Here is a 21124-nt window from a genome sequence, read left to right on the forward strand (position 1 = left end):
CCGCTCAGCCACGCGCCTTGGGTGCGTGGCCGTGCGGCGCGTGCTCGTCCACCGGCACCTTGACCAGGCCGTCGGTGCGGAACATCGCCTTGATGCCGCGCACGGCCTGGCGGATGCGCCCTTCGTTCTCGATCAGGGCGAAACGCACGTACTCGTCGCCATAGTCGCCGAAGCCGATGCCCGGCGACACGCAGACCTTGGCCTTGGCCAGCAACTGCTTGGAAAACTCCAGCGAACCCAGCGCGCGATACGGCTCGGGAATACGCGCCCAGATGTACATCGAGGCCTTGGGGATCTCCACCGGCCAGCCGGATTCGATCAGCCCGCGCGCCAGCACGTCGCGGCGCGTCTGGTAATGCGCGGCGATTTCCTTGACGCATTGCTGGTCGCCTTCCAGCGCGGCGATGGCGGCCACCTGCAGCGGCGTGAAGGTGCCGTAGTCGTGATAGCTCTTCATGCGCGTGAGCGCCGCCACCAGGTCCGGGTTGCCCACCATGAAGCCGATGCGCCAGCCGGCCATGTTGTAGCTCTTGGACAGCGTGAAGAACTCCACTGCGATGTCCTTGGCGCCGGGCACCTGCATGATCGACGGCGCCTTCCAGCCATCGAACACGATGTCCGCGTAGGCCAGGTCGTGCACCACGAAGATGTCGTGCTTGCGCGCCAGCGCGATCACGCGCTCGAAGAAGTCCAGCTCCACGCATTGCGCGGTGGGATTCGACGGAAATCCCAGCACGATCATCTTCGGCTTGGGATAGCTGCCGCGGATGGCGCGCTCGAGCTCGGCGAAGAAATCCACGCCCGGCACCAGCGGCACCGAGCGGATATCGGCGCCGGCGATCACCGCGCCGTAGATATGGATGGGGTAGCTCGGGTCCGGCACCAGCACGGTGTCGCCGCGGTCCAGCGTGGCCAGCATCAGGTGAGCCAGGCCTTCCTTGGAACCGATGGTGACGATGGCTTCGCTGTCCGGGTCGATCTCCACCGCATAGCGCTCCTGGTACCAGTGGGAGATGGCGCGGCGCAGGCGCGGAATGCCCTTGGAGGCGGAGTAGCCGTGGGTGTCGGGCCGCTGCGCGGCTTCGGTGAGCTTGGCGACGATATGCGGCGGCGTGGCGCCGTCCGGATTGCCCATGCTCATGTCGATGATGTCTTCGCCACGGCGGCGCGCCGCCATTTTCAGCTCGGCGGTGATATTGAAGACGTACGGGGGGAGACGATCGATACGCGCGAAGCGGCGCTTGCCTGCGGAGGCGGACATGAATTTTCCTTGAACGTAAGCGCCCGGAACCGTCCGAGCGACGCTGCCGGCCGTTGTTTGCGGCCGAACGGAAAAGATCTTAGCGGCGAATGCGCGTGGCGTCCACGGGTTTTCGCAGCGCGGCGCTATCCAACGCTACGCACGCTACCCACGCTATCCACGCGATGCACGGGATGTGCGCGGCCTGCCGGCGCTGACCGCCTTGCCGCCGGCGCCGTCCACCTTGCGCACCACCGTATCGTCCGGCCCCAGCAGGCGGCCGTCTTCGGCGCGTACCTCGAGGGGCCGCACGGGCTTGCCGGCCACGGCGTCCACCAGCACGGAATGCGCTTCGCCGGGCGCGAAGAAAAAAGCCTCGCCCCACTGGCGCAGCCCCACCACCACCGGGAACAGGCCACGGCCCTTTGCCGTCAGCACGTATTCCTGGTAGGCGCTGCCGTCCGAGGCCGGCACCTGTTCGAGGATGCCGTGCGCCAGCAGCGTGCGCAGGCGGTCGGACAGGATGTTCTTGGCCAGGCCGAGGCTGCGCTGGAACTCGCCGAAGCGGCGCAGGCCGTCGAAGGCATCGCGCACGATCAGCAGCGACCACCAGTCGCCGATCACATCGAGCGAGCGGGCCACCGGACACTCGGCGCCTTCCAGGCTGGTTCGCCGCACCATAGACGCAACTCCGTGAGCAGGCCGCCGGTGCCACGCCGCGGAATGCGGCGCGCGGCGTTGGCGCGGCCCCGGCGGGAACGGCGCCCGCGGCGGAGCGGTTGCATTGTAAAACCGCCTTGCGCCAGCGACAAGGACAAGCCGCGCGCTCAGTCGTCCAGGTTCTCGTGCACGGCGGCGGCACCGGCCTTCCAGTAGCTGGCCGCGCGGATGCGGCCCTTCTCGATGCCGCGCTCGCCCACCAGGTACTGGCGCACGGCGCGGATCGCGGCGCCCTCGCCGGCGGCCCATACATAGCCTTCGCCGCGCGGCAGCGTGATCTCGCGCAGGGCCCGTTCGAGCAGCCCTGCATCACCGTCCGGCGCGCTGTCGCGATGCTGCCAGCGGACTTCCACCTCGGCGCGGCTGGGCAGCGGGATCCGGGCCGCGGCATTGTCCACCGCCACCACCGCCAGCGCGCGCACGCCGGCCGGCAGTTCTTCCAGGCGGCGGCCGATGGCGGGCAGCGCGGTCTCGTCGCCCACCAGCAGGTGCCAGTCGAAGCCGTCGGGAATCACGAATGAGCCACGCGGGCCGCCCACCCCGAGATACTGCCCGGGCGCGGCCTGCGCGGCCCAGGTGGAGGCGGGGCCGTCGCCATGCAGCACGAACTCGAGGTCGAGTTCGCCCGCCACCGGATCGTAGCGGCGCGGCGTGTAGTCGCGCGCGGCCGGCCTGGCCGCGCCTTCGGGGAACACCGGGCCGTTGGGGCCAAGTTCCGGCAGCGCGGGCTTGTGCTGGCCGGGGGCGGGGAAGAAGACCTTGACGTGATCGTCGAAGGAGGCGGAGACGAAGTCCTTGAGGTCGCCCCCGGCCAGGGTGACGCGCAGCAACTGCGGCGACACGTTTTGCGTGCGCACCACCTGCAGCAGGCGCATCTTGAGGGTATGGCGAACGCGTTGGACGGTGAGGTCGCGGGTAGTCATCGGTATCTGGTCCTGTTGGTTGGCTTGTGTCGTGCGGGTGTCCGCAGGGACAGGGGCAAGGGCAAGGGCAAGGGCCGGCGCTCAGCGCGGCGCGGCTTGCGCGGGCGGCTCTGCTTCGATCTCCGCGGTCGCCCGCGCGAGGATGGCGGCGATACGCCGCTGCTCGGCCGGGCTGGCTTCCGTGCGCAGCAGCAAGGCACGCTTGAGCGCCAGCCGCGCCTGCACGAACTCGGGCAGCCAGCCGCCGCGGGTGTCGGCATCGTCTTCGGCAACGCCCGCCTCGGCGTTGTCGCCCGACAAGGCGCGCCGCACCCATTCCATCTTGCGCGCCACGTGCTTGAGCTTGTTGAGCATGAGCGCGAGCCGCTCGCGGTTGGCGTCGAGGTGCGAACGGCCCGGTTCGGCCAGCTGGTAGCGCTTCTTGTTGCCCTCGCTGTCCACGGTGGCGTAGCCCACCTCCTCCAGGAAGGTCAGGGCCGGATACACCATGCCGGGGCTGGGCTTGTAGAAACCATTGGTGCGGGTCTCGAGCGCCTTGATCAGCTCGTAGCCGTGGCTGGGCTTTTCTTCCAGCAGCGACAGCAGCATCAGTTGGAGGTCGTCGGAGCTGAACTTGCGGCCGCGGCGCCAGCTGTCGCCGTCGCCGTCGAAGCCGTCCCCGCCGCCGCCGAAGAAGCCGCCGGGTCCGCCGCCATGGCGGTGGCGCCCGATGGCCTGATGCGGGTGGGACGAAAAGTGAGAAGAAAGGTGGGCAAGCATGTGGTGACCCATCCTGCCCATCATGAGGGGGTGACGCATGGCGAGTGCTCCTGACTATCTAAAAACATATCTTAAGATATATATCGTAAGTAATAAAGTCAAGGCCGGAGAGAACGGAAGCCGTCAGCCAGGCGCGTGGCCGGGTGCGCACGGCATGTTGTGCAGCACAAACCGCGGTAAATCACGAAAACATTCAATTGCCCTGCCCCGGCCCATGATCGAACATGAAAGACGCCTCCCGGCTCTAAGCAGGCACGGCGCGTAGCGCGTCGTGCGCCGCAACGCGCCGCCCACCCGAGGAACACGCCATGGAATTGCACCTGGATGCCGCAAGCCTGCGGCCGCCCCCCGCGGGCGCGGCGCATGCGCAGAAGCACGCCGTGTATCGGGCCAGCGGACCCGGCGCGCGCCGGCGAGGCAAGGACGAGGCGGGCTATGCGGGCCCGCTCAAGCAATCCACGGGCGTGACGCCGGCCACGATGGCCCCGATGCCCCCGCCGGGCCGCGGCCACACCCTGCCCTAGTCGTTATCCGGGCCGGAGCGCATGCCGGCAGCGCAGCGCCGGGCCTTCCGGCAAGCCTTCGCGCGAGCGAGGAAGCCAAAGCCAGCCGTTGCCGTCGCCATCCATGCACTCTTCGTCCTTCCGTACCCGCATATACCGGCTGCCGGCCATGCTGGCGGTCCTGGCGTTGCTGGCCATGTCGGGCGTATCGCGCGATGTGCCGGCCCAGACGGCGGAGCCGGTCCAGCCCAGCGCAGCGGCACCGCTGGCGCCCGCGCAACCCGCGCAACCCGCGCAACCGGCGCAACCGGCCCAACCTGCCCAAGCTACACAGCCCGGCACGCCCGCTGCCCCGGTGGCAGGCCCCCCACCAGTTGTCGGGCGCCCGCGCATCTGCCTGGTGCTGTCGGGCGGCGGGGCGCGCGGCGCCGCGCATATCGGCGTACTCAAGGTGCTGGATGAGCTGCGCGTGCCGATAGACTGTATCGCCGGCACCAGCATGGGCTCGCTGGTGGGCGGGGCCTATGCCACGGGCATGGCGCCGGACGAGATGGCGCAACTGGTCGGCGGCCTTTCCACCGAGAAGCTGTTCAAGGAGCGCCCGCCACGCCAGGACCTGGCGATCCGCCGCAAGATAGACGACCACACCAACCTGGTCACGCCCGAGATCGGCGTCAGCGGCAAGGGCCTGCTGCTGCCCAAAGGACTGGTGTCGGGTGTCCAGCTCGAAACCGTGCTGCGCACGCTGGCGCGGACGCCCGGCTATCGCGATTTCGACTCGCTCCCCATTCCGTACCGCGCGGTGGCCACTGACCTCGTCGCCGGCACCGCGGTGGTGTTCAGCCAGGGCGAACTTGCCAACGTGATGCGCGCCAGCATGTCGGTGCCCGGCGCGGTGGCGCCGGTCGAATACGAGGGGCGGCTGCTGGTGGACGGCGGCCTGACCGATAACCTGCCCGTCGACGTGGCGCACCGCATGGGGGCGGACATCGTCATCGCGGTCAATCTCGGCACCACCCTGATGAAGCGCGAAGACCTGACCTCGGTGATCGGCGTGACCAGCCAGATGCTCAATATCCTCAGCGAGCAGAACGTGCGCGCCTCGCTGGCGCAGCTCAAGCCGCAGGACATCCTGATCCAGCCGGAGCTGGGCGATTTCTCCGCGGGCGACTTCGACAACTTGCTCAAGACCATCCCCATCGGCGAGGCGGCGGCGCGCAAGGTGGCGGACCGCCTTTCGGCACTGGCCTTGCCACCGCAGGCGTATGCCGCGCTGCGTGTGCGCCAGCGATCCCTCGCGCCGCCCGACTCCCGCGGCGTCGACGAAATCCGCTTCGCGCCGATGAAGCGCGTCAACCCGGACTTCGCTGCCGCCACCATGGAGACCAAGCCTGGCCAGCCGATCCAGCAGGACCAGCTCGACCAGGACATGCGGCGCCTGTTCGGCACCGGCGACTTCGAGCACGTCAACTACCGCTTTCTCGAAGAGCCCGGCAAGCGTGTGCTGGCGGTGGATGCCGTCGAGAAATCCTACGGCCCCAACTACCTGCGCTTCGGACTTGGCCTGAACTCGGATTTCCGCGGCGATGCCTTCTTCAACGTACTGGCCAGCTACCGCCGCACCTGGCTCAATTCGCTCGGCGCGGAATGGCGAACCGATCTCCAGGCAGGGCAGACCAGCAGCCTCGTCAGCGAGTTCTACCAGCCGCTCGACGTGCACCAGTACTTCTTCGTCGCCCCGCGCATCGAACTGGAGCGCCGGCCGGTGAATATCTACAGCGGCGGCAACCGCGTTGCCATCTACGACCTCCGGCGCATGGACGCCGCGCTCGACGTGGGCAGCCAGTTCACCAAGTACGGCGAGGCGCGCCTGGGTGTCCTCACCGGACATGAAAACGCCTCGCTCAGCACCGGCCCGGCCCTGCTGAGCCCGGGACCGGGCAGCTTCGGCCGGGGCGCCATCACCGGGCGGCTGCTGTTCGACCAGCTCGACAGCGTGAACTTTCCCCGTTTCGGCTATGGCGGCGCCCTGCGCGTCTACGCGTCGCAGCACGCACTCGGCGCCGACCAGGCCTATGTCAAGGCGGATACCGACGGCACCTTTGCGTGGTCGTACGGCGAGCATACGATCAACGTGGGTTTCAAGGCGGGCAGCAATATTGGTGGCAATCCGCTGCCGCGCTACGACCTGTTCCAGTGGGGCGGCTTCCTGAAGCAATCGGGCTATAGCACGGGTGAACTGATCGGCAGCAACCTGGAGTTCGCGCGCCTCGTCTACTACAACAAGTTCGTCAAGCAGACCCTGCTGGAGGGCGTATATGCCGGCATGTCGCTCGAAGCCGGGCGCATGGGCGGGCCGCTGGTGGCGGGCAGCCCGACCGGGCTGCTCAAGTCAGGCTCGCTGTTCCTGGCGCTGGATAGCCCGGTCGGCCCGTTCTACCTTGCCTACGGGCGGGCCCCGGGCGGGCGCTACAGCTTCTACCTGTTCCTGGGCAAGCCTTGAGGGGATGCATGCGCCTGAACGGCCAGGGAGGCCAGCACATCGAGGCCCGCACCGTACGAGCCGGAAACCCGGCCAAAGAAAAGCCCCTGGCCGGGGTGGTCAAGGGCTGAAGGACTAAAGAGGCGGGTCGCGGGGCACGCCTCAGCGCCGGATCATAGAGAGTCCGGCAGGCGGCGCCATCACCTGATCGGGTGACACATGCACGCGCCTCTGGCTTTTCAGCGCTTTTTTTGCATTTTTGGCGTTTCCTGCTGCGCAAAAACTACACTGGCGGCCGCAATCTACTCGCCCTTGCCTTCTGCCCGCGCGCCAGCCGGCACGATGCGCGGCTTGCTGATCGGCGCGGTCAGGCCTGCCGTGCAGTAGTCCACCAGCTCGGCCACCGGCGGCAGCCCGCGCGGCCCGCGCGCGCGCCGGCACCACTGCGCCAGCGAATACACCGCGCTGTTGTTGAACCAGACCTGCCGCAGGTGCAGCACCTTGCGCGGCATCGCGGGCAGCGCGGCGGCGATCATCCTGCGCGCGCGCAACACGCCGGTCATGGCGTCCGGATCGATCAGGTCGGCATTGACCAGGCTGGGACTGAACGTGGCTTGCGCCAGCACCTGCACGTAGCGTGCGCCCCAGGGGGTATCGCGGATGGTATCGGCAAGCGCACTGATCGACGCTTCCACGATGGCGCGCACATCCCCCGCCAGGCCGGCGGCCTCGACCTCGTCCAGGTAGCGGTTGCGCACCTTGTTGACATGCGTGAGCCGAAAATTCAGCAACTGGCTGACCAGCGCCTCGCGCGAACCGAAGTGATAGTGCAGCGCTGAACGGTTGCGCTGCCCCGCCTCCACCACGATCTGGCGCAGCGGCACCAGCTCGACCCCGTGCTCGGCGAACAGGCGTTCCGCGATCTCCAGCATGCGCCGTGCCGTCTCGTTCTCCAGCGGGCCGGCGGCGGCCTGCGCCCCTTCGGCCGACTTGCGCGGCAGCGGCTTGTCGAGGACGGCGCTGTCGGCGAGTATGGTGGCGAGAGAACGATTGCGTGTACGGGTCATAGGCTCGAAGGATGCCGGCAATGTAATGCATCGGATTATGGGTCTAACGCCATGGTCCCGGCAAGCAAGGGGAAACCGCCGGCAAGCCTTGYTGGTGCAGCGGGCCGCCCCGACCCATCCTCAGGCAGCACATCCATGTAACTTCTACGCCTTCCCTGGCGGCGCGGCCTGCCCGGAGAGCCGCGGCATTGGTACCATCTCGTGGCGTCCTCGCTGGTTCTCGGCGGGGTGGCGCCGGTCACCCCCGCCAATCCAGTTCCGGGCAGGGAATCCTCGGATCATGACAATGGCATCATGATCCTGTTCAACTCAATGGAGAGCTCAATGACAAACGCAGACACCCCCGCTATCGACTGGGACCGGCTGGGGTTCGAGTACATCAAGACCGACCTCCGGTACCGCGCCCACTGGAAGGACGGCGCCTGGCACGAAGAAGGATTGGTCGCGGACAACGTCCTTCATGTCAGCGAGGGCTCGACCGCGCTCCACTACGGGCAGCAATGCTTCGAAGGGCTGAAGGCCTATCGCACGGAAGACGGCTCGATCAACCTGTTCCGCCCCGACCAGAACGCCCTGCGCATGCAGCGCAGTTGCGACCGCCTGCTCATGCCGAACGTGCCGACCGACATGTTCATCAACGCTTGCAAGGCAGTCGTGTCGGCCAACGCCCGCTTCATTCCCCCCTACGGCACCGGCGGCGCGCTCTACCTGCGCCCGTTCGTGATCGGCGTCGGCGACAGCATCGGGGTTCGCACCGCGCCCGAATTCATCTTCTCTATCTTCTGCGTCCCGGTCGGCCCTTACTACAGAGGCGGCCTGAAGGCGCAGATCTTTTCCGTCTCCGACTATGACCGCGCCGCGCCGCACGGCACCGGCGCTGCCAAGGTGGGTGGAAACTACGCGGCCAGCCTGCTGCCCGGCACGCAAGCCAAACAGGCCGGGTTCGCCGACTGCATCTACCTGGACCCCAGGACACGTACCAAGATCGAGGAAGTCGGGACGGCGAACTTCTTCGCGATCACGAAGGATGGCCGCTTCGTCACGCCCCACTCCCCGTCGATTCTCCCCGGCATCACGCGCCTTTCCCTGCTGCATCTGGCGCATGCGTACATTGGCATGCCCGCGGTGGAAGCCGATGTGCTGATCGACCGGCTGGACGAACTGGAGGAAGCCGGGGCGTGTGGTACCGCCGCGGTGATCACGCCCATCCGGGCAATCTCGTACGGGGGGAAACTCCATGTCTTCCACGAAGAGCATGAAACCGGGCCGATCACGCAACGGCTGTTCGATACGCTGACCGGAATCCAGACCGGCCGCATCGAGGCGCCCGAGGGCTGGATCGTCAAGGCCTAGGCATCACCCCTTTCAAGGTGATCAAACGACACGTCCGGCCTTGAGGACGCGCATGGTCGAGACATGACATCGCGCCCCGCAGCCGGCAACGTAGCCTTTCTTCCTGGAGGCTTTGGGTCCGCGCGGATGCTTGCGCGGCGCGCGGGGTCAACGTGAATCGCCATTTTTCTCAGGGCCCGGCCAAGCTGGCCGGGCGTGAGTCGACCATAGCCATCTTGTTGGCAAGTGCTACGGTGACCACGTTCGGCCATCGTCGTTTCTGTTTTTGCTCGACCCACGTCCGGCATGCTCTGCCAGGGCGCAGATTCTCGATCTGGAAAACAAATAGTTTGACCTGAACAATCGATTTCACAACTCAGTCTCGGAATCGTAGAGTGCATGCAAGACCGATCCACCACGAGTTCCCTTCATGCTTTTTGCCCCCCTGAGCCGACGCCTTGGCGTTGCGCTTCTGCTCTCTCTGTCAGGCTTCCCGCTTGCCTCCACCGCCTCTGATGCCGATCCCTATCCCCAGCGCGCGGTCAGGATCGTCGTACCGTTCGGCGCGGGCGGTACTACCGATATCGCGGCACGAGCGCTGGCCTCCAAGCTCCAGGCTCGCCTGGGCCAACCCGTGATTGTCGAGAACCGTGCCGGTGCGGCGACGGCGATTGGCAGCGAATTCGTCGCCAAGGCTGCCCCGGATGGGCTGACGTTGCTGTATTCGGGTTCGACCACTTTCTCCGTGCTGCCAGCGCTGCGGCAGGACCTGCCGCTGAATCCCGACACCACCTGGGCGCCGATCGGCATGGTGGCGCAGACCGCCGTGGTGGTATCAACGCGCGCCACCGGCAAGATCCATAGCTTCGCAGATATCGCCAGGCAGGCCAATGCAGGAGGCGCCGGCGTGACCTACGGCACCTTCGGTCCCGGCTCCGCACCCCACCTGGTTGGCGCGATGATCGCCCGCAGCATCAAGGCAGACATGACGGCGGTGCCGTACAAGGGCAGCGCGCAGGTCTTCACCGATGTCATCGGCGGGCAGATCGACCTGAGTATCGATCCGGTGGCGGTCGTGCAGGGGAATATCAAGGCCGGCAAGCTGCGTCCGCTGGCGATCAGTTCGGCCACGCGTTCACCCTTGCTACCCAACGTGCCGACATTCGCCGAGGTGGGCGTCGCCGGTGGCGAGGCCTCGTTCTGGTATGGACTGGTCGCCCCCAAGGGCACCCCGGCGCCGATCGTGGACCGGCTGCAGGCGGAACTGCGTGCGATCGTGCACGACGCCGGGTATCGCGAAGTCCTGGCCAAGCAGGGCCTGGAAACGCTGTTTGGCGGCGCGGAGGAGTTCCGGCGCAGGACGCGCGTCGAGATCACGCAGTTCCGCCAGTTGGCGCGGGATGCAAACATCCGCATGGAGTGACGCTATGCTGGCTAAATCGACCATGCGCGCTGCTCCCGACCATGCGACGGAAGATGTGCGCGCCGTACAGACCGCGCGCGCGAGCTGGAGCGAGTTTCTCGCGCTGCTGAGGCTGCCGAACGTGACGGCCGACGCCGCGGACGTATGCAAGACGGCCGACTGGCTGTCGCAGGCATTCGCGCGCCGCGGCTTCGCGGTGACGTCGCTGCCAAACGGCGAACGTCCCATGCTGCTGGCCGGGCGCCGCTGCCCGGATCCGGCAGCGCCGACCATCCTCTGCTACATGCATATGGATGCGCAGCCCGTGGCCAACCAGCCATGGAGCCAGCCCAGCCCGTGGCAGCCAACGCTGCGCCCCTCCAGGTCGATGCCGGATGGCGCATACGTCGATCCTGCCGATGCGCTTGCCGGCGACACGATCGATCGCGATGCGCGGCTCGTGGCACGCGCGGTGGCGGATGACAAAGGGCCCATCATGATGCTGCTGGCCGCGCTGGACAGCCTGGCCGAAGAGGCACGCGGCACGTCGGTGCATCTCAAGGTGCTGCTCGACAGCGAAGAAGAGATCGGCGCGCCCAACCTCGGGACGGTGGTGTCGGCCAATCGCGAGGCCCTGAAGGCTGACGCGATGCTGGTACTCGACGGCTCGATGCACGCCAGCAATCGCCCCACCATGATCCTCGGCAATCGCGGCGCGTTCATGACCACGCTGACCGTATTCGGCCCCCGCCGCGACCTGCATAGCGGCCAGTTCGGCAACTACGCGGCGAACCCCGTGTTCCGACTGGCAATGTTGCTGGCATCGATGAAGGACGACGATGGCAGGGTGCGGGTGGACGGGTTCTACGACGGCATTGCGTTGACCGATGCCGACCGCCGCCAGTTCGAAGCCGTGCCGGACGACGACGGTGTCTTGCGCGCGCGTGCCGGTATCGCGCAGCCGGAACGCGTGGGCGGGACCTACCAGGAAGCGCTGCAGTACCCGACGCTCAACGTGGTGGGCGTCGCCGCCGCTCAGGTCGGCGCGGCGGCGCGCACCATCATTCCCGCGCAAGCCACGGCATCGTTCGATGTCCGCACTGTGCCGGAGACAGACCCGGAAAGGCTGTTCGGACTGCTGCGCGCGCACGTCCTGGCGCAAGGCTTCCACCTCATCGAGGGCGAGCCCACCGAGGACGATCGCCGCCTGTACCCGAAGCTGGCGCGCCTGGTGCAGCCACGCTTCAACGGCATGGCCCATGCGGTGCGTACCCCGGCCGACGAGCCCGTGTGCCGCTGGGTGGAAGGCGCACTGGTCGCGGCGCATGGCGAAGCGCCGGTCTGCATCCGCATGATGGGCGGCTCGGTTCCCACCGGCATCGCGGTGCGCGAACTCGGCATCCCGTGCGTGCTGTTGCCGCTGGTCAACGCCGACAACAACCAGCACAGCCACGACGAGAACCTGCGCCTGGGCAACTACATCGACGGCATCCGCACGCTGCGTCAATTGCTGACCCGTCCGTTCTAGCGCTTGCGCGTCTGCGGCGCCGCTTCGGGCGGATGGCCCCGGATAAAGTCGAACAGCGCGGCCGCCGCCGTGGAGAAATTGCGCGGCTCGCGCGTGACCAGGTAGATGTCCCGCGTCAGGCTGCGGTCCAGCGGAATCGCAACCTGATCACGCAGAGCCAGTGCCTGCAACGCCAGGTTGGGAGCGACGCTGATGCCCACGCCAGCGCGCACCATGCCCAGCATCGTATGCAGGTGCTCGACTTCGTGCACGACATTCAGCTGCGCGGGCGCGATCCTGGCGGCGAGCCGCGCCGTGGCGACGCTGCCACGCGGTGCGGCAATGAAGGGATAGGGCAGCAGGTCGTTTGGCTTGAGCGTGCGGCGCGTGGCGAGGGGATGTCCCTTGGGGCAGATCACCGAGAAGCGGTCCGCGTGGAAATGCGCGAGCCGCATGCCGGGCAACATGGACTCCGCCGGTGTCGCGATGGCGAAGTCCGCGTCGCCGTCGCGCGCGGCGGCGATCGCTTCGCGCGAGAACTCGTCCCGCAGCACCACGCTGATGTTCGGGTGCAGGCGCGCGAATGACTGCAGGATGTCCGGAAACCAGCCGCCGGCAAGGCTCGGTATCACGGCAACCGTGGTCCGTCCGCGCTTGAGCGAAGCATGGTCGCGCACGCTGCCGACCGCATCGTTGATCTCCGCCAGCAGCCGGGCCGCGTGTTCGGCAAAGAGCTTGCCTTCCGGTGTCAGCGCGATGGTACGCGTGGAGCGGTCGAACAGCTTCGCACCGACGTGGTTTTCCAGGGCCGCGATCAGGGCGCTGAAGGCCGGCTGCGAGAGCGCCAGCACACTGGCGGCGCGCGTGAAGTTGCGCGCTTCCATCAAGGCCAGGAAGGCGCGCAGGTCGCGCGTGGAGATGTCCATATTGGGGGTCGGTAAGCAAAGTCCTGTGTCGCGTTCAGCGCTGGGCTGCCGTCACGGCGGACAGGGGACGAGATGCCCTGGTCGCCGCTGAAGCGCGCCTCATGCAACAGCGGTGCAGGCACTATAGCGGATGCCAAATAATGGCTATCGTACAGCATGGAATACGCCGCAACGCGGCGATGGCGACATGCTGTTTCCCTGCGCCCGGCACCGGCCACGCCGTATTGCCTCCGCGGCGATGCGCCCGGACGAACGGCAAGCCAGCGCTATCCGTTCGATCCCGGGCGTACCTGCGTTGCGGCACTCAGAAGATCGTGCGGATACCCAGCGAAATCCCCATCTGGCCGCTCGCGCCCGGCGTCTTGTAATAGGTCTGCGAGGTGGCCGGCAGGTAGCCCACCGACTGGCCGTTCGGCAGGTAGGCGATGTTGTCCCAGTTCAGCGAGGCATTGCGCGCATAGATGACGGCGGCGTAGAAATCAGTGCGCTTCGAGAGGTTGTAGTCGGCCATGGCGAGATACTGCTGCGGATTGGCCGGATTGACCTTCACGCCGCCGATGGTAGCGTGCTTGATGTCGTCGTAGTAGTAGGCCAGTGTCAGCCGCAGCGCGGCGGTGGCCTCCCAGTTCAGGCCCAGCCAGTACATGTCGTCGCGGTGCGGCAGCAGCGTGAAGCCGCCCGTGCCTGGCGCCACCGAGTTGCCCCAGCGATAGCCGCCCGTCAGCTTGACCTTGCCGATCTGGTAGCTGGCGCCGACGGCGGCGCGCATGTCGCGGCCGTACTCGCTGGCCCCGGAGGCGCCGCTGGCTTGCGCCTGGTTGAGCGTCTTGACTTCATCGTAGGCCACGCCCAGCGCGAAGGCTTCGGCCGAATAGGACAGCCCGATGCCATATGCCGAGCCCGCCGTGGCCGAGCCCGCGCGCTCGCCGAAGGACCAGTGCGTATTGAGCGCCACCGGGCCGAACTGGCCTTGGTACTGCACCATATTGCTCTCGCGGAAATTCGGCCCCGCGAAGCCAACCACCGGCTCGAACTCCGGCGCGTACGCGGCGGGCATGAAGTTGGCCATCGTCAGGAAGGACGAAGTGTACTGGCGCCCGAAGCTGACGCGGCCATAGGCGTTCTTGAGTCCGACATAGGCCTGGCGACCGAACATCAGCCCGCCGCCGAGCTGCCCGTTGTCGGTATTGAACTGGTTCTCCAGCACAAACAGGCTCTGCAGGCCGCCACCCAGGTCTTCCACGCCGCGCAGGCCGAAACGCGATTGCGCGATGCCGGCCGAACTCATCAACACCTGCGAGCCGCTGCCGGGTGCCAGCACGCCGCCGCTCACATTCTGCGCATGATTCACGTATTGCAGGCCCGCGGTCACCACGCCATACAGCGTCACCGACGACTGCGCATAAGCTCCCTGCGCCAGCAGGCCGGCGCAGGCCGCACCGGACAATATCTTCTTCTTCATCATTGCTACCCCGTTCTGCTTCGTGAATGAAATCCTGGCCGGCCCGCGGGCTGTTCCTGCCAGGCAGGTTGCGATTAATCTCTCGCATTAGTTGTAATACCCGAGATTAAACTCGGCAGAACGGGTTCGGACATCTGGGGATTACCCCAGCCTCGTCCCTGAGCAGGGCCGGTACCCGGCGCCGCCTGCCGAGGACAGGGCCCAACCGGCGCACGCCGGCTTCCACTAGGGATAATTCCCGAGATTAATCTCTGAGATTATTGCTATGCTCATCGGCAACGACACACAGAGAACAGGAGGCAGGAGACATGCAGGACATCAAGAACCGGGCAGACGCCCTGATCACCGGCACGGGCTGCGAGGCCATCGCCGACGGCGTATGGCTGCTGCACGGGCAGGGCCAGTCTTTTGTTGCCGATATCGGGGGCGCGCTGCTGCTGGTGGACGCGGGGCCCGGCGGCAAGGTCACGCGCGGCATGATCTCGGCGCTGCGCGAGCACACCGCCCTGCCCCTGGCCGCCATCTGCTTCAGCCATGGGCACCTCGGCTACAACGCCGGCCTGTCCGAATGGCTGGCTCACGCGGCGCAGCGCGCGGACCCGCCGCCGCGCGTGATCGCGCATGCCAATGTGCCGGCGCGCCGCGCGCGCTACCTGGAGACCATGGGCTTGCAGGAACGCATGGCGGAGATCCAGTTTCGCCACCCGGCGGGCGCGCTGGCCGGGCGCCTGGTCAGCCCCGCGCCAGGCGAGACCTTTACCGATTCTCTCGTGCTCGGCAGCGGCCCGCGGCGCGTGGAGATCCTGTGGGCGCCGTCGGAAACCGACGACGCGGTTGCTGTCTGGCTGCCGGAGCAGCGGCTGCTGTACGGTGGCCCCGCCGTGATCGACTCCATCCCGAATATCGGCACGCCATTGCGCACCCTGCGCGATACCGTGCGCTGGGCCGACACGCTGGAGCGGCTGGCCGCGCTGGCGCCGCGCACGGTGATCCGCGAGTTCGGCGCCGCGCTCGAAGGCGAGGCACAGTGCCGGCAGGTGCTGACACAGACGGCGCGCGCGCTACGCTGGCTGCGTGCCGAGGTGGTCAGGTTGATGAATGAGGGCTGCGGGGAGCGCGAAGTCCTCGCCAGGCTCGAGCTGCCGCCCGAACTGTTCGAGCAGCCGTGGATGCGCCCCGCCTACGGCGACCCGAGCTATATCGCGCGCGACATCTATCGCTCCGAGAACGGCTGGTGGGACCGCAATCCGACCTCGCTGCACCCGTGCGCGCCCGACCGCGCCGCCGCGGAGATCGCCGCCGCCGTGACGGATCATGATGCGCTGATCCGACATGCCGAGTCGCTGGCCGCGCGCGGCGAGACCCAGCTGGCGCTGCACGTGATCGACGTGCTGGCCACCGCCGACGGCGACTCGCCCACGCTGGCGCGTGCCCGCGCATGCAAGGCTGCCCTGCTGCGCCAGCGCGCCTCGCAGGTGCGCAGCTACGTGTCGCGCAGCCTCTATACGGCCGCTGCCGGCGCGATCGAACAAGGTGGCCGCAACGCCCTGGGCATCCGCTGATGCCCGCCGCCGCCTCGGACACCACCGCAATGGAGACAGACATGCGAAACCCCGACCGACGCCGGACACTACGCCACGCCGGCTGCCTTGCCGTGGCGATCCTGGCCGCCGCCGGTAGCCTGGCCCCGCTCCAGGCGGCCCGTGCGCAAGCCCCCTGGCCCGCGCACCCGATCCGCCTGGTGGTGCCCTCCTCCGCCGGCAGCGGCACCGACCTGTTCGCCCGCCTGCTGGCCGAGCGCCTGGGCAAGGCGCTCGGCCAGACCGTCGTGGTGGACAACAAGGCCGGCGCCACCGGCATGATCGGCAACGACACGGTGGCCAAGGCCAGGCCGGATGGCTACACGCTGCTGTTTACCTTTGCGGCCTCCGTGGTCATCAACCAGACCTTGCAGCCGAAGTTGCCCTACGACGCGCTGCGCGATCTCGTGCCGGTGGCCCAGGTCGGCGCCGGCGGCAATTTCCTGGTGGTGTCGCCGGACTTCCCCGCGCGCGACCTGAAAGAGTTCGTCACCTATATGAAAGCCCACCCGGACGCCTATGACTACGCGTCCTGGGGCGTGGGATCGGGCGGCCACCTGACCATGGAATCGCTCAAGATGCAGACCGGCATCAAGCTGCGCCACGTGCCCTACAAGACCGTGCCGCAGATCCTGAACGACCTGCAGGGCGGCATCATCAAGGTGGCCTTCGTCGACTCGTCCTCGCCGCTGCAACTGATCCGCGCCGGCAAGATCCGGCCGCTGGCCCTCAGCGGCACCCACCGCGGGCCCGCGCTGCCCGGGCTGGCCACCATGACCGAGCAGGGCGTGCCGTTCGATACGGATAGCTGGTACGGCATGTTCGCGCCGGCCGGCACCCCGGCGCCGATCGTGCAGCGGCTCAATGCGGAAGTGAACCGCATGCTCGGCGACCCGGCCATGCGCGAGCGCTTCCGCCAGCTGAACCTGGCGCAGATGCCGGCCAAGAGCAGCGAGCAGTTCGCGCAGACCGTGCGCAGCGACATCCAGGCCTGGGGCGAAGTGATCCGCGTCAACCGGATCAGCGCCGAGTAGGCGCTGGCGGACTGAGGCCGCCGCACCGGCTGCCGCGCTAGACGCGGAAGTCCGCCGCCATGTCGGCGTCGGTGCGCGCCTCCAGCCGGCCGGAGCGGCATGCGTTGACGAAGATCTCGAAGTCGCGCTCGACCTGGTCGGCGTAGGCGTTGGAATAGGCCACCAGGGCATCGGCCATGGCGTCGCTGCTGCCGAGGTAGCCGCTGATCTCGATCGCACTGCCGCTGGCCTTGGCGTGGGCGCGCGCCAGCACCCACCCGCACAGCGCCGCATAACCTCCCAGCGTGTCGACATCCATCAGCTCTATCTCCGGCGACAGCTTCATGTCGCGCAGCTGGCGCAGGTAGAAATGGCGGCCGAACGGACCGTCGTTCCAGCCCAGGAAGACATCGCTGGCGGCCTGCATCAGCCTTTGTCCCTCCACCACGCGCCGGCCCTCGTGCGCGACCGGCGCCGACTTGAAGAAGCGCGCCACCACCGACTGCGTGGCCTGCTTGCTCTGCAGGAACAGCGGCTTGCCGTGGTTGTCGATCATCAGCACGACCAGGCAGCGCGTGCCGACGCTGCCCACCCCGACCACCTTGAAAGCCACGTCGTGCCGGGTGAAATGGCTAAGCAGCTGGCGCCGGTCCGGCGACAGCGTGGACATGTACGCATCGAAGGCTTTGTCCATGGCCTTGTTGACATCGGTGACCTTCATCCAGTTGTCCTCGGGCGAGAACAGCGTGTTCTTGCCCTGGACATGGAATACCGCGGGCGGCGCGTCGCGAATGATCCAGCGCTCCCCCACGCGCTCGGCCAGCTTGGACAGCAGCGCTTCGCTGGTGCGCTCGGCGGCGCGTTCCATGCCGCGCTCCAGGCGCTTGCGTACCTGCGGCGCCTGCGTCTGCGCCATCAGCCGCTCGAAGGTGATGCACTCATACCAGGTGTCCAGGATGCCCATGCCGGCATACTCGGCCATGTGCTCCTGGTAGCTGCGGACCGCGCGGTAGACCAGCTCTTCGGCCACGCCCCGCTTGTGGCGCAGATGCCTGGCCGCCACCACGAAACTGCCGGCGAGCCGCTTCAGGTCCCATTCCCACGGGCCGGGACTGGTCTCGTCGAAATCGTTGAGGTCGAACATCAGCGACCGCTCCGGGCTGGCGAAACCGCCGAAGTTGGCCAGGTGGCAGTCGCCGCAGATCTGGATCGTCAGGCCCGAATTGGGCGTGCCCGCCAGGTCGTGCGCCTGCAGGATGGCGCTGCCGCGGTAGAACGCGAACGGCGATTCGATCATGCGCCCGTAGCGCAGCGGCACCAGCCGCTCGACGCGGCCTGCGCTGTTGATCTCCAGCAGTTCCACGGGATCCCGGTCCACGTTGCCGATCGCGGCGTGGGAGCGCCGCGGCACGTGCTTGCGGGTAATCCTGCCGCTTTCGCGGCGGCCATCGGACTCGGCAGGTGTTTCCACGTTCGGCTCCGCTGCGCCCTGCGGCGGGCGCCCACGCCTCAGGACTTGGGCGAACTGACGGTGATCGAGACGATCTGGCGATAGACGATCTTGGCGAGCCGGCCCGCCTGGATCTTGCTAAGGTCGATGTTGGGATCGCGCACGGCCACGGTACGCAGTGTCTCTTGCGGACCGCGGAACGTGATGGTGCGGTTCTTGGCATCGACCTTGGTGACCTGCGCAGTGACCGTGGTGGTGATCTCGCGCGCGAAGCCGGGCTTGTCGCCTTCGCCGGCGCGCGCGGTACGCTCCACCGTTTCCGTCATCGGGGTGTCCTTGCTGTCGATCGGCTCAAGCCCCGTCACCAACACGGCCTGCCGCGCCAGCGTGACGATATCGCCCTTGCGGACCTGCTTGAAGTTCTTGACTTCGTCCCCGCCGATCAGTTCGACCACGTTGCCGCGCGGACCCTGCACCAGCACCGCCTTGGTATCCGGATCGATGGCGACGATGCGCCCCGATATCACGGCCTCCTCGGCAATGCCCACGGCCTTCGGCGGCGCAGCGTGAACCGCGGATGCGAACGCCATGGCGGCGCCGAAGCCGAGCGCGGAGAGGGAATGGGAGAACAGGCGGCGTGTTGGCATGGGTTTTCCTGGTCTTGTTTCTGAAGGTCTGCGAAAGGAGGATATGCAACGCCGGCGGCACGCAAGACTTGGCTGGGGCTTTGGCGGCGCATCAGCTTCAACATAGCGCGCAATGCGGGCCCACGGCATGCCGCTTGAAAGATTTCATATCGGGCACCGAGAAAATAAAGTGACGGGGAAACGGTATCGCCGCGCTAGTCGGCCATGCTCCGCCGCCCGCCCACGAACCAGTTGTAGTAAGGGTTGCCCGGGTCCGCGCGCATGACTTCGCGGATATCCTGCAGCCACTGCTCGCGGTCGCCCCGGTAGGCATTGAGGCCCGCGCCATAGAAGGTCATGAGATTCTGCCGCTCGGTCGCGATGGCGCGGCGCAGGCCGTCGTCCGCGCCGCGCAGCGGCGGCTCCGTACGCAGCGCCAGCAGATGCTCCAGCACCAGCGGGAAGTCCGTGCGCCGCACCCACGGCGCGTATTCGATACGCGGGCGGTCGTCGGTCACCGGGCGGGCGTCGCCCGCGTATTGCTCCAGCCCCTCGCGGCCGGTCACCCAGGTGGCCAGCAGCGCCGCTGGCGAGGCGATGCCCACCGCGCGCAGCGCGGCGCCCACGTCGGGCTGCGCGAAGCGCGCGGCGATGCGCGCGGCATCCAGCTCGATGGGCGCGGGCGATCCCACCAGCATCATCTCGTGCAACTCGGTGGTCCACAGCGTGGCGTAGGGAAAGGCATCGAGGAAGCTGCGCACCAGGGCCCGGGTGTCTTCGTCGTTCTGCGTGGGCAACGGCAGCCACTGGGCGACCAGGCCGGCGGGCTGCAGCCGCGCGGCGGCAAGCCGGTAGAAATCCGTCGAATAGAGGTTGACCACGCCGGCGGCCGACGGCGGCGGCGGCTCCAGCGTGATGAGGTCGTAGCGTTGCTGGCTTTGCAGCAGTTCGCGCCGGCCGTCGCGCAAGCGGATCTGCACGCGCGCATCGGCGCTGACGCCGTAGTTGCCGGCGAACTGCGGCACCGCGCGCGCCACCGCCGGCAGCAGTTCGGCCACCACGCGCTGCTCCAGGCCGGGATAGGCCAGCATGGCACCGGCCGTGATGCCGGTGCCCAGGCCGATCACCAGCGCCGAGCGTGGCGTCTCGCGGTGGATAAGCAGCGGCAGCAGCGTCTGCAGCCGCATATAGCGCAGCGAGGTCATGGTGTCGCCGGAATTGGACACGCCCTGGATATACAGCCGCTTGAAGCGCTTCTGCCCGAAGGCTTGTTCCACCACGGCCACGGTGGCGCCGCGGCTTTCCTCGTAGAACACCAGCTCGCCGCCGCGCGCGCGGGTCAGCAGCACGGCCAGCCGGTCGGGCGGCGCCAGCAGCGCGACGCCCAACGCCAGCACGGCCAGCAGCGCGCCGCCCCAGCGCGCCGGCCTGCCCACGCCCTGCCCCATCAGCACGGCCGCCAGCGCCACCGCGCACGCCGACACGGCCAGCGCCGCCAGCGCGTGCACCAGCCCCAGCGCCGGTACCAGCACGAAACCCGCGATGGCACTGCCGGCGATGCCGCCCACGGTGTTGAGGGCGACCACCGCGCCCACATCCCGCCCCATCCGGCTGCTGTCCACGGCGATGCGCAGCATCAGCGGAAAGGCCGCGCCGAGCAGCAGCGTCGGCACGAACACCACGCTTAGCGCCGCCACCGCGAAGCGCGCGCACATGGCGACAAGCTGGCTGCCGCCCGCCGCCACCATCCATGCCGACGCCAGCGCCTGCCAGCGCAGCAGCCAGTCGCCCAGCCACACGATCTCCAGCAGCGCCGCCAGACCGGCACCGGCGATCAGCAAGGCGAACAGGCCCCATGGATCGCGCACGCGGTCGGCGCGGCGCGCCATCAGCGCGCTGCCGGCGACCAGGCCGCACAGGTAGGTGGCCAGCACCACGCTGAAGGCAAAACTGCGGGTGCTGATGAATTGCACGATGGCCTGCGACCACACCACCTCGTAGCCCAGCGCGATGCCGCCGGCAATGGCGTAGAGGCCCAGCGCCAGGCGCCGCCCGGGCACGGGCGGCACCGCCGCCGGCGCGGGCAGGCCCGGCGCCTGCGGCGCACGGTAGCGCCGCGCCAGCACCAGCGC

General features: G+C 67.9%; 17 protein-coding genes. 7 read left to right on the plus strand and 10 right to left on the minus strand.

Annotated elements, in window-relative coordinates; genetic code table 11:
• Positions 1 to 4 precede the first annotated feature (4 nt).
• The 4 genes from alaC to AB4Z48_RS20025 all read right to left on the minus strand — a co-directional run bounded on the left by alaC (position 5) and on the right by AB4Z48_RS20025 (position 3681).
• On the minus strand, positions 5 to 1261 hold the full coding sequence (gene alaC, locus AB4Z48_RS20010; protein ID WP_441617065.1) for an alanine transaminase: 1257 nt from the start codon (positions 1259 to 1261) through the stop codon (positions 5 to 7).
• Between the two features lie 153 nt (positions 1262 to 1414).
• Positions 1415 to 1921: a winged helix-turn-helix transcriptional regulator gene (locus tag AB4Z48_RS20015; RefSeq protein ID WP_441617067.1), complete on the minus strand. Its 507-nt coding sequence runs from the start codon at positions 1919 to 1921 to the stop codon at positions 1415 to 1417.
• Between the two features lie 146 nt (positions 1922 to 2067).
• Positions 2068 to 2883, minus strand: a complete 816-nt coding sequence (locus tag AB4Z48_RS20020; protein ID WP_441617069.1) for a siderophore-interacting protein — start codon at positions 2881 to 2883, stop codon at positions 2068 to 2070.
• An 81-nt stretch (positions 2884 to 2964) separates the two neighbouring features.
• On the minus strand, positions 2965 to 3681 hold the full coding sequence (locus tag AB4Z48_RS20025) for a PadR family transcriptional regulator (RefSeq protein WP_441617071.1): 717 nt from the start codon (positions 3679 to 3681) through the stop codon (positions 2965 to 2967).
• A 269-nt stretch (positions 3682 to 3950) separates the two neighbouring features.
• Between AB4Z48_RS20025 and AB4Z48_RS20030 the strand changes: the two genes are divergently transcribed.
• A complete protein-coding gene (locus AB4Z48_RS20030) occupies positions 3951 to 4166 on the plus strand; it encodes a hypothetical protein (RefSeq protein ID WP_441617073.1) in 216 nt (71 codons plus the stop codon).
• Positions 4167 to 4341: 175 nt separating this feature from the next.
• The gene (locus tag AB4Z48_RS20035) at positions 4342 to 6648 is read left to right on the plus strand and encodes a patatin-like phospholipase family protein (protein ID WP_441617116.1); all 2307 of its coding nucleotides are present in this window, start codon (positions 4342 to 4344) and stop codon (positions 6646 to 6648) included.
• A gap of 281 nt (positions 6649 to 6929) precedes the next feature.
• On the opposite strand, the gene AB4Z48_RS20040 is transcribed toward AB4Z48_RS20035, so the two are convergent.
• Positions 6930 to 7694, minus strand: a complete 765-nt coding sequence (locus AB4Z48_RS20040) for a TetR family transcriptional regulator (RefSeq protein ID WP_441617075.1) — start codon at positions 7692 to 7694, stop codon at positions 6930 to 6932.
• A 324-nt stretch (positions 7695 to 8018) separates the two neighbouring features.
• Here AB4Z48_RS20040 and AB4Z48_RS20045 point away from each other — a divergent pair, with 324 nt between their 5' ends.
• The 3 genes from AB4Z48_RS20045 (at position 8019) to AB4Z48_RS20055 (ending at position 11956) form a co-directional block, all read left to right on the plus strand.
• The gene (locus AB4Z48_RS20045; RefSeq protein WP_441617077.1) at positions 8019 to 9047 is read left to right on the plus strand and encodes a branched-chain amino acid aminotransferase; all 1029 of its coding nucleotides are present in this window, start codon (positions 8019 to 8021) and stop codon (positions 9045 to 9047) included.
• Positions 9048 to 9456: 409 nt separating this feature from the next.
• On the plus strand, positions 9457 to 10449 hold the full coding sequence (locus AB4Z48_RS20050; protein ID WP_441617079.1) for a Bug family tripartite tricarboxylate transporter substrate binding protein: 993 nt from the start codon (positions 9457 to 9459) through the stop codon (positions 10447 to 10449).
• Positions 10450 to 10453: 4 nt separating this feature from the next.
• Positions 10454 to 11956: a M20/M25/M40 family metallo-hydrolase gene (locus tag AB4Z48_RS20055; RefSeq protein WP_441617081.1), complete on the plus strand. Its 1503-nt coding sequence runs from the start codon at positions 10454 to 10456 to the stop codon at positions 11954 to 11956.
• Here AB4Z48_RS20055 and AB4Z48_RS20060 read toward each other — a convergent pair.
• Positions 11953 to 12861, minus strand: a complete 909-nt coding sequence (locus AB4Z48_RS20060; protein ID WP_441617083.1) for a LysR family transcriptional regulator — start codon at positions 12859 to 12861, stop codon at positions 11953 to 11955. The genes AB4Z48_RS20055 and AB4Z48_RS20060 overlap by 4 nt on opposite strands.
• Positions 12862 to 13165: 304 nt before the next feature.
• Positions 13166 to 14326, minus strand: coding sequence for a porin (locus AB4Z48_RS20065; protein ID WP_441617085.1), 1161 nt, complete (start codon positions 14324 to 14326; stop codon positions 13166 to 13168).
• A gap of 305 nt (positions 14327 to 14631) precedes the next feature.
• On the opposite strand from AB4Z48_RS20065, the gene AB4Z48_RS20070 reads away from it, so the two are divergent.
• Both AB4Z48_RS20070 and AB4Z48_RS20075 read left to right on the plus strand, forming a co-directional pair.
• Complete coding sequence (locus AB4Z48_RS20070; RefSeq protein WP_441617087.1) at positions 14632 to 15885, plus strand: alkyl sulfatase dimerization domain-containing protein; 1254 nt, start codon at positions 14632 to 14634, stop codon at positions 15883 to 15885.
• Positions 15886 to 15926: 41 nt separating this feature from the next.
• Positions 15927 to 16937 carry a Bug family tripartite tricarboxylate transporter substrate binding protein gene (locus AB4Z48_RS20075; protein ID WP_441617090.1) on the plus strand — a complete coding sequence of 337 codons (1011 nt, stop codon included), beginning with the start codon at positions 15927 to 15929 and terminating at the stop codon, positions 16935 to 16937.
• 37 nt (positions 16938 to 16974) lie between these two features.
• On the opposite strand, the gene AB4Z48_RS20080 is transcribed toward AB4Z48_RS20075, so the two are convergent.
• From AB4Z48_RS20080 to AB4Z48_RS20090, 3 genes are all read right to left on the minus strand, one after another.
• A complete protein-coding gene (locus AB4Z48_RS20080; RefSeq protein ID WP_441617092.1) occupies positions 16975 to 18387 on the minus strand; it encodes a DUF2252 domain-containing protein in 1413 nt (470 codons plus the stop codon).
• 38 nt (positions 18388 to 18425) lie between these two features.
• Positions 18426 to 19013: a hypothetical protein gene (locus AB4Z48_RS20085; RefSeq protein ID WP_441617094.1), complete on the minus strand. Its 588-nt coding sequence runs from the start codon at positions 19011 to 19013 to the stop codon at positions 18426 to 18428.
• 194 nt (positions 19014 to 19207) lie between these two features.
• On the minus strand, positions 19208 to 21124 hold a 1917-nt coding region (locus AB4Z48_RS20090), incomplete at its 5' end, for a spermidine synthase (RefSeq protein WP_441617096.1).

Origin of the sequence: Cupriavidus sp. 2TAF22 (assembly GCF_052115045.1) — a bacterium.
GTDB lineage: Bacteria > Pseudomonadota > Gammaproteobacteria > Burkholderiales > Burkholderiaceae > Cupriavidus.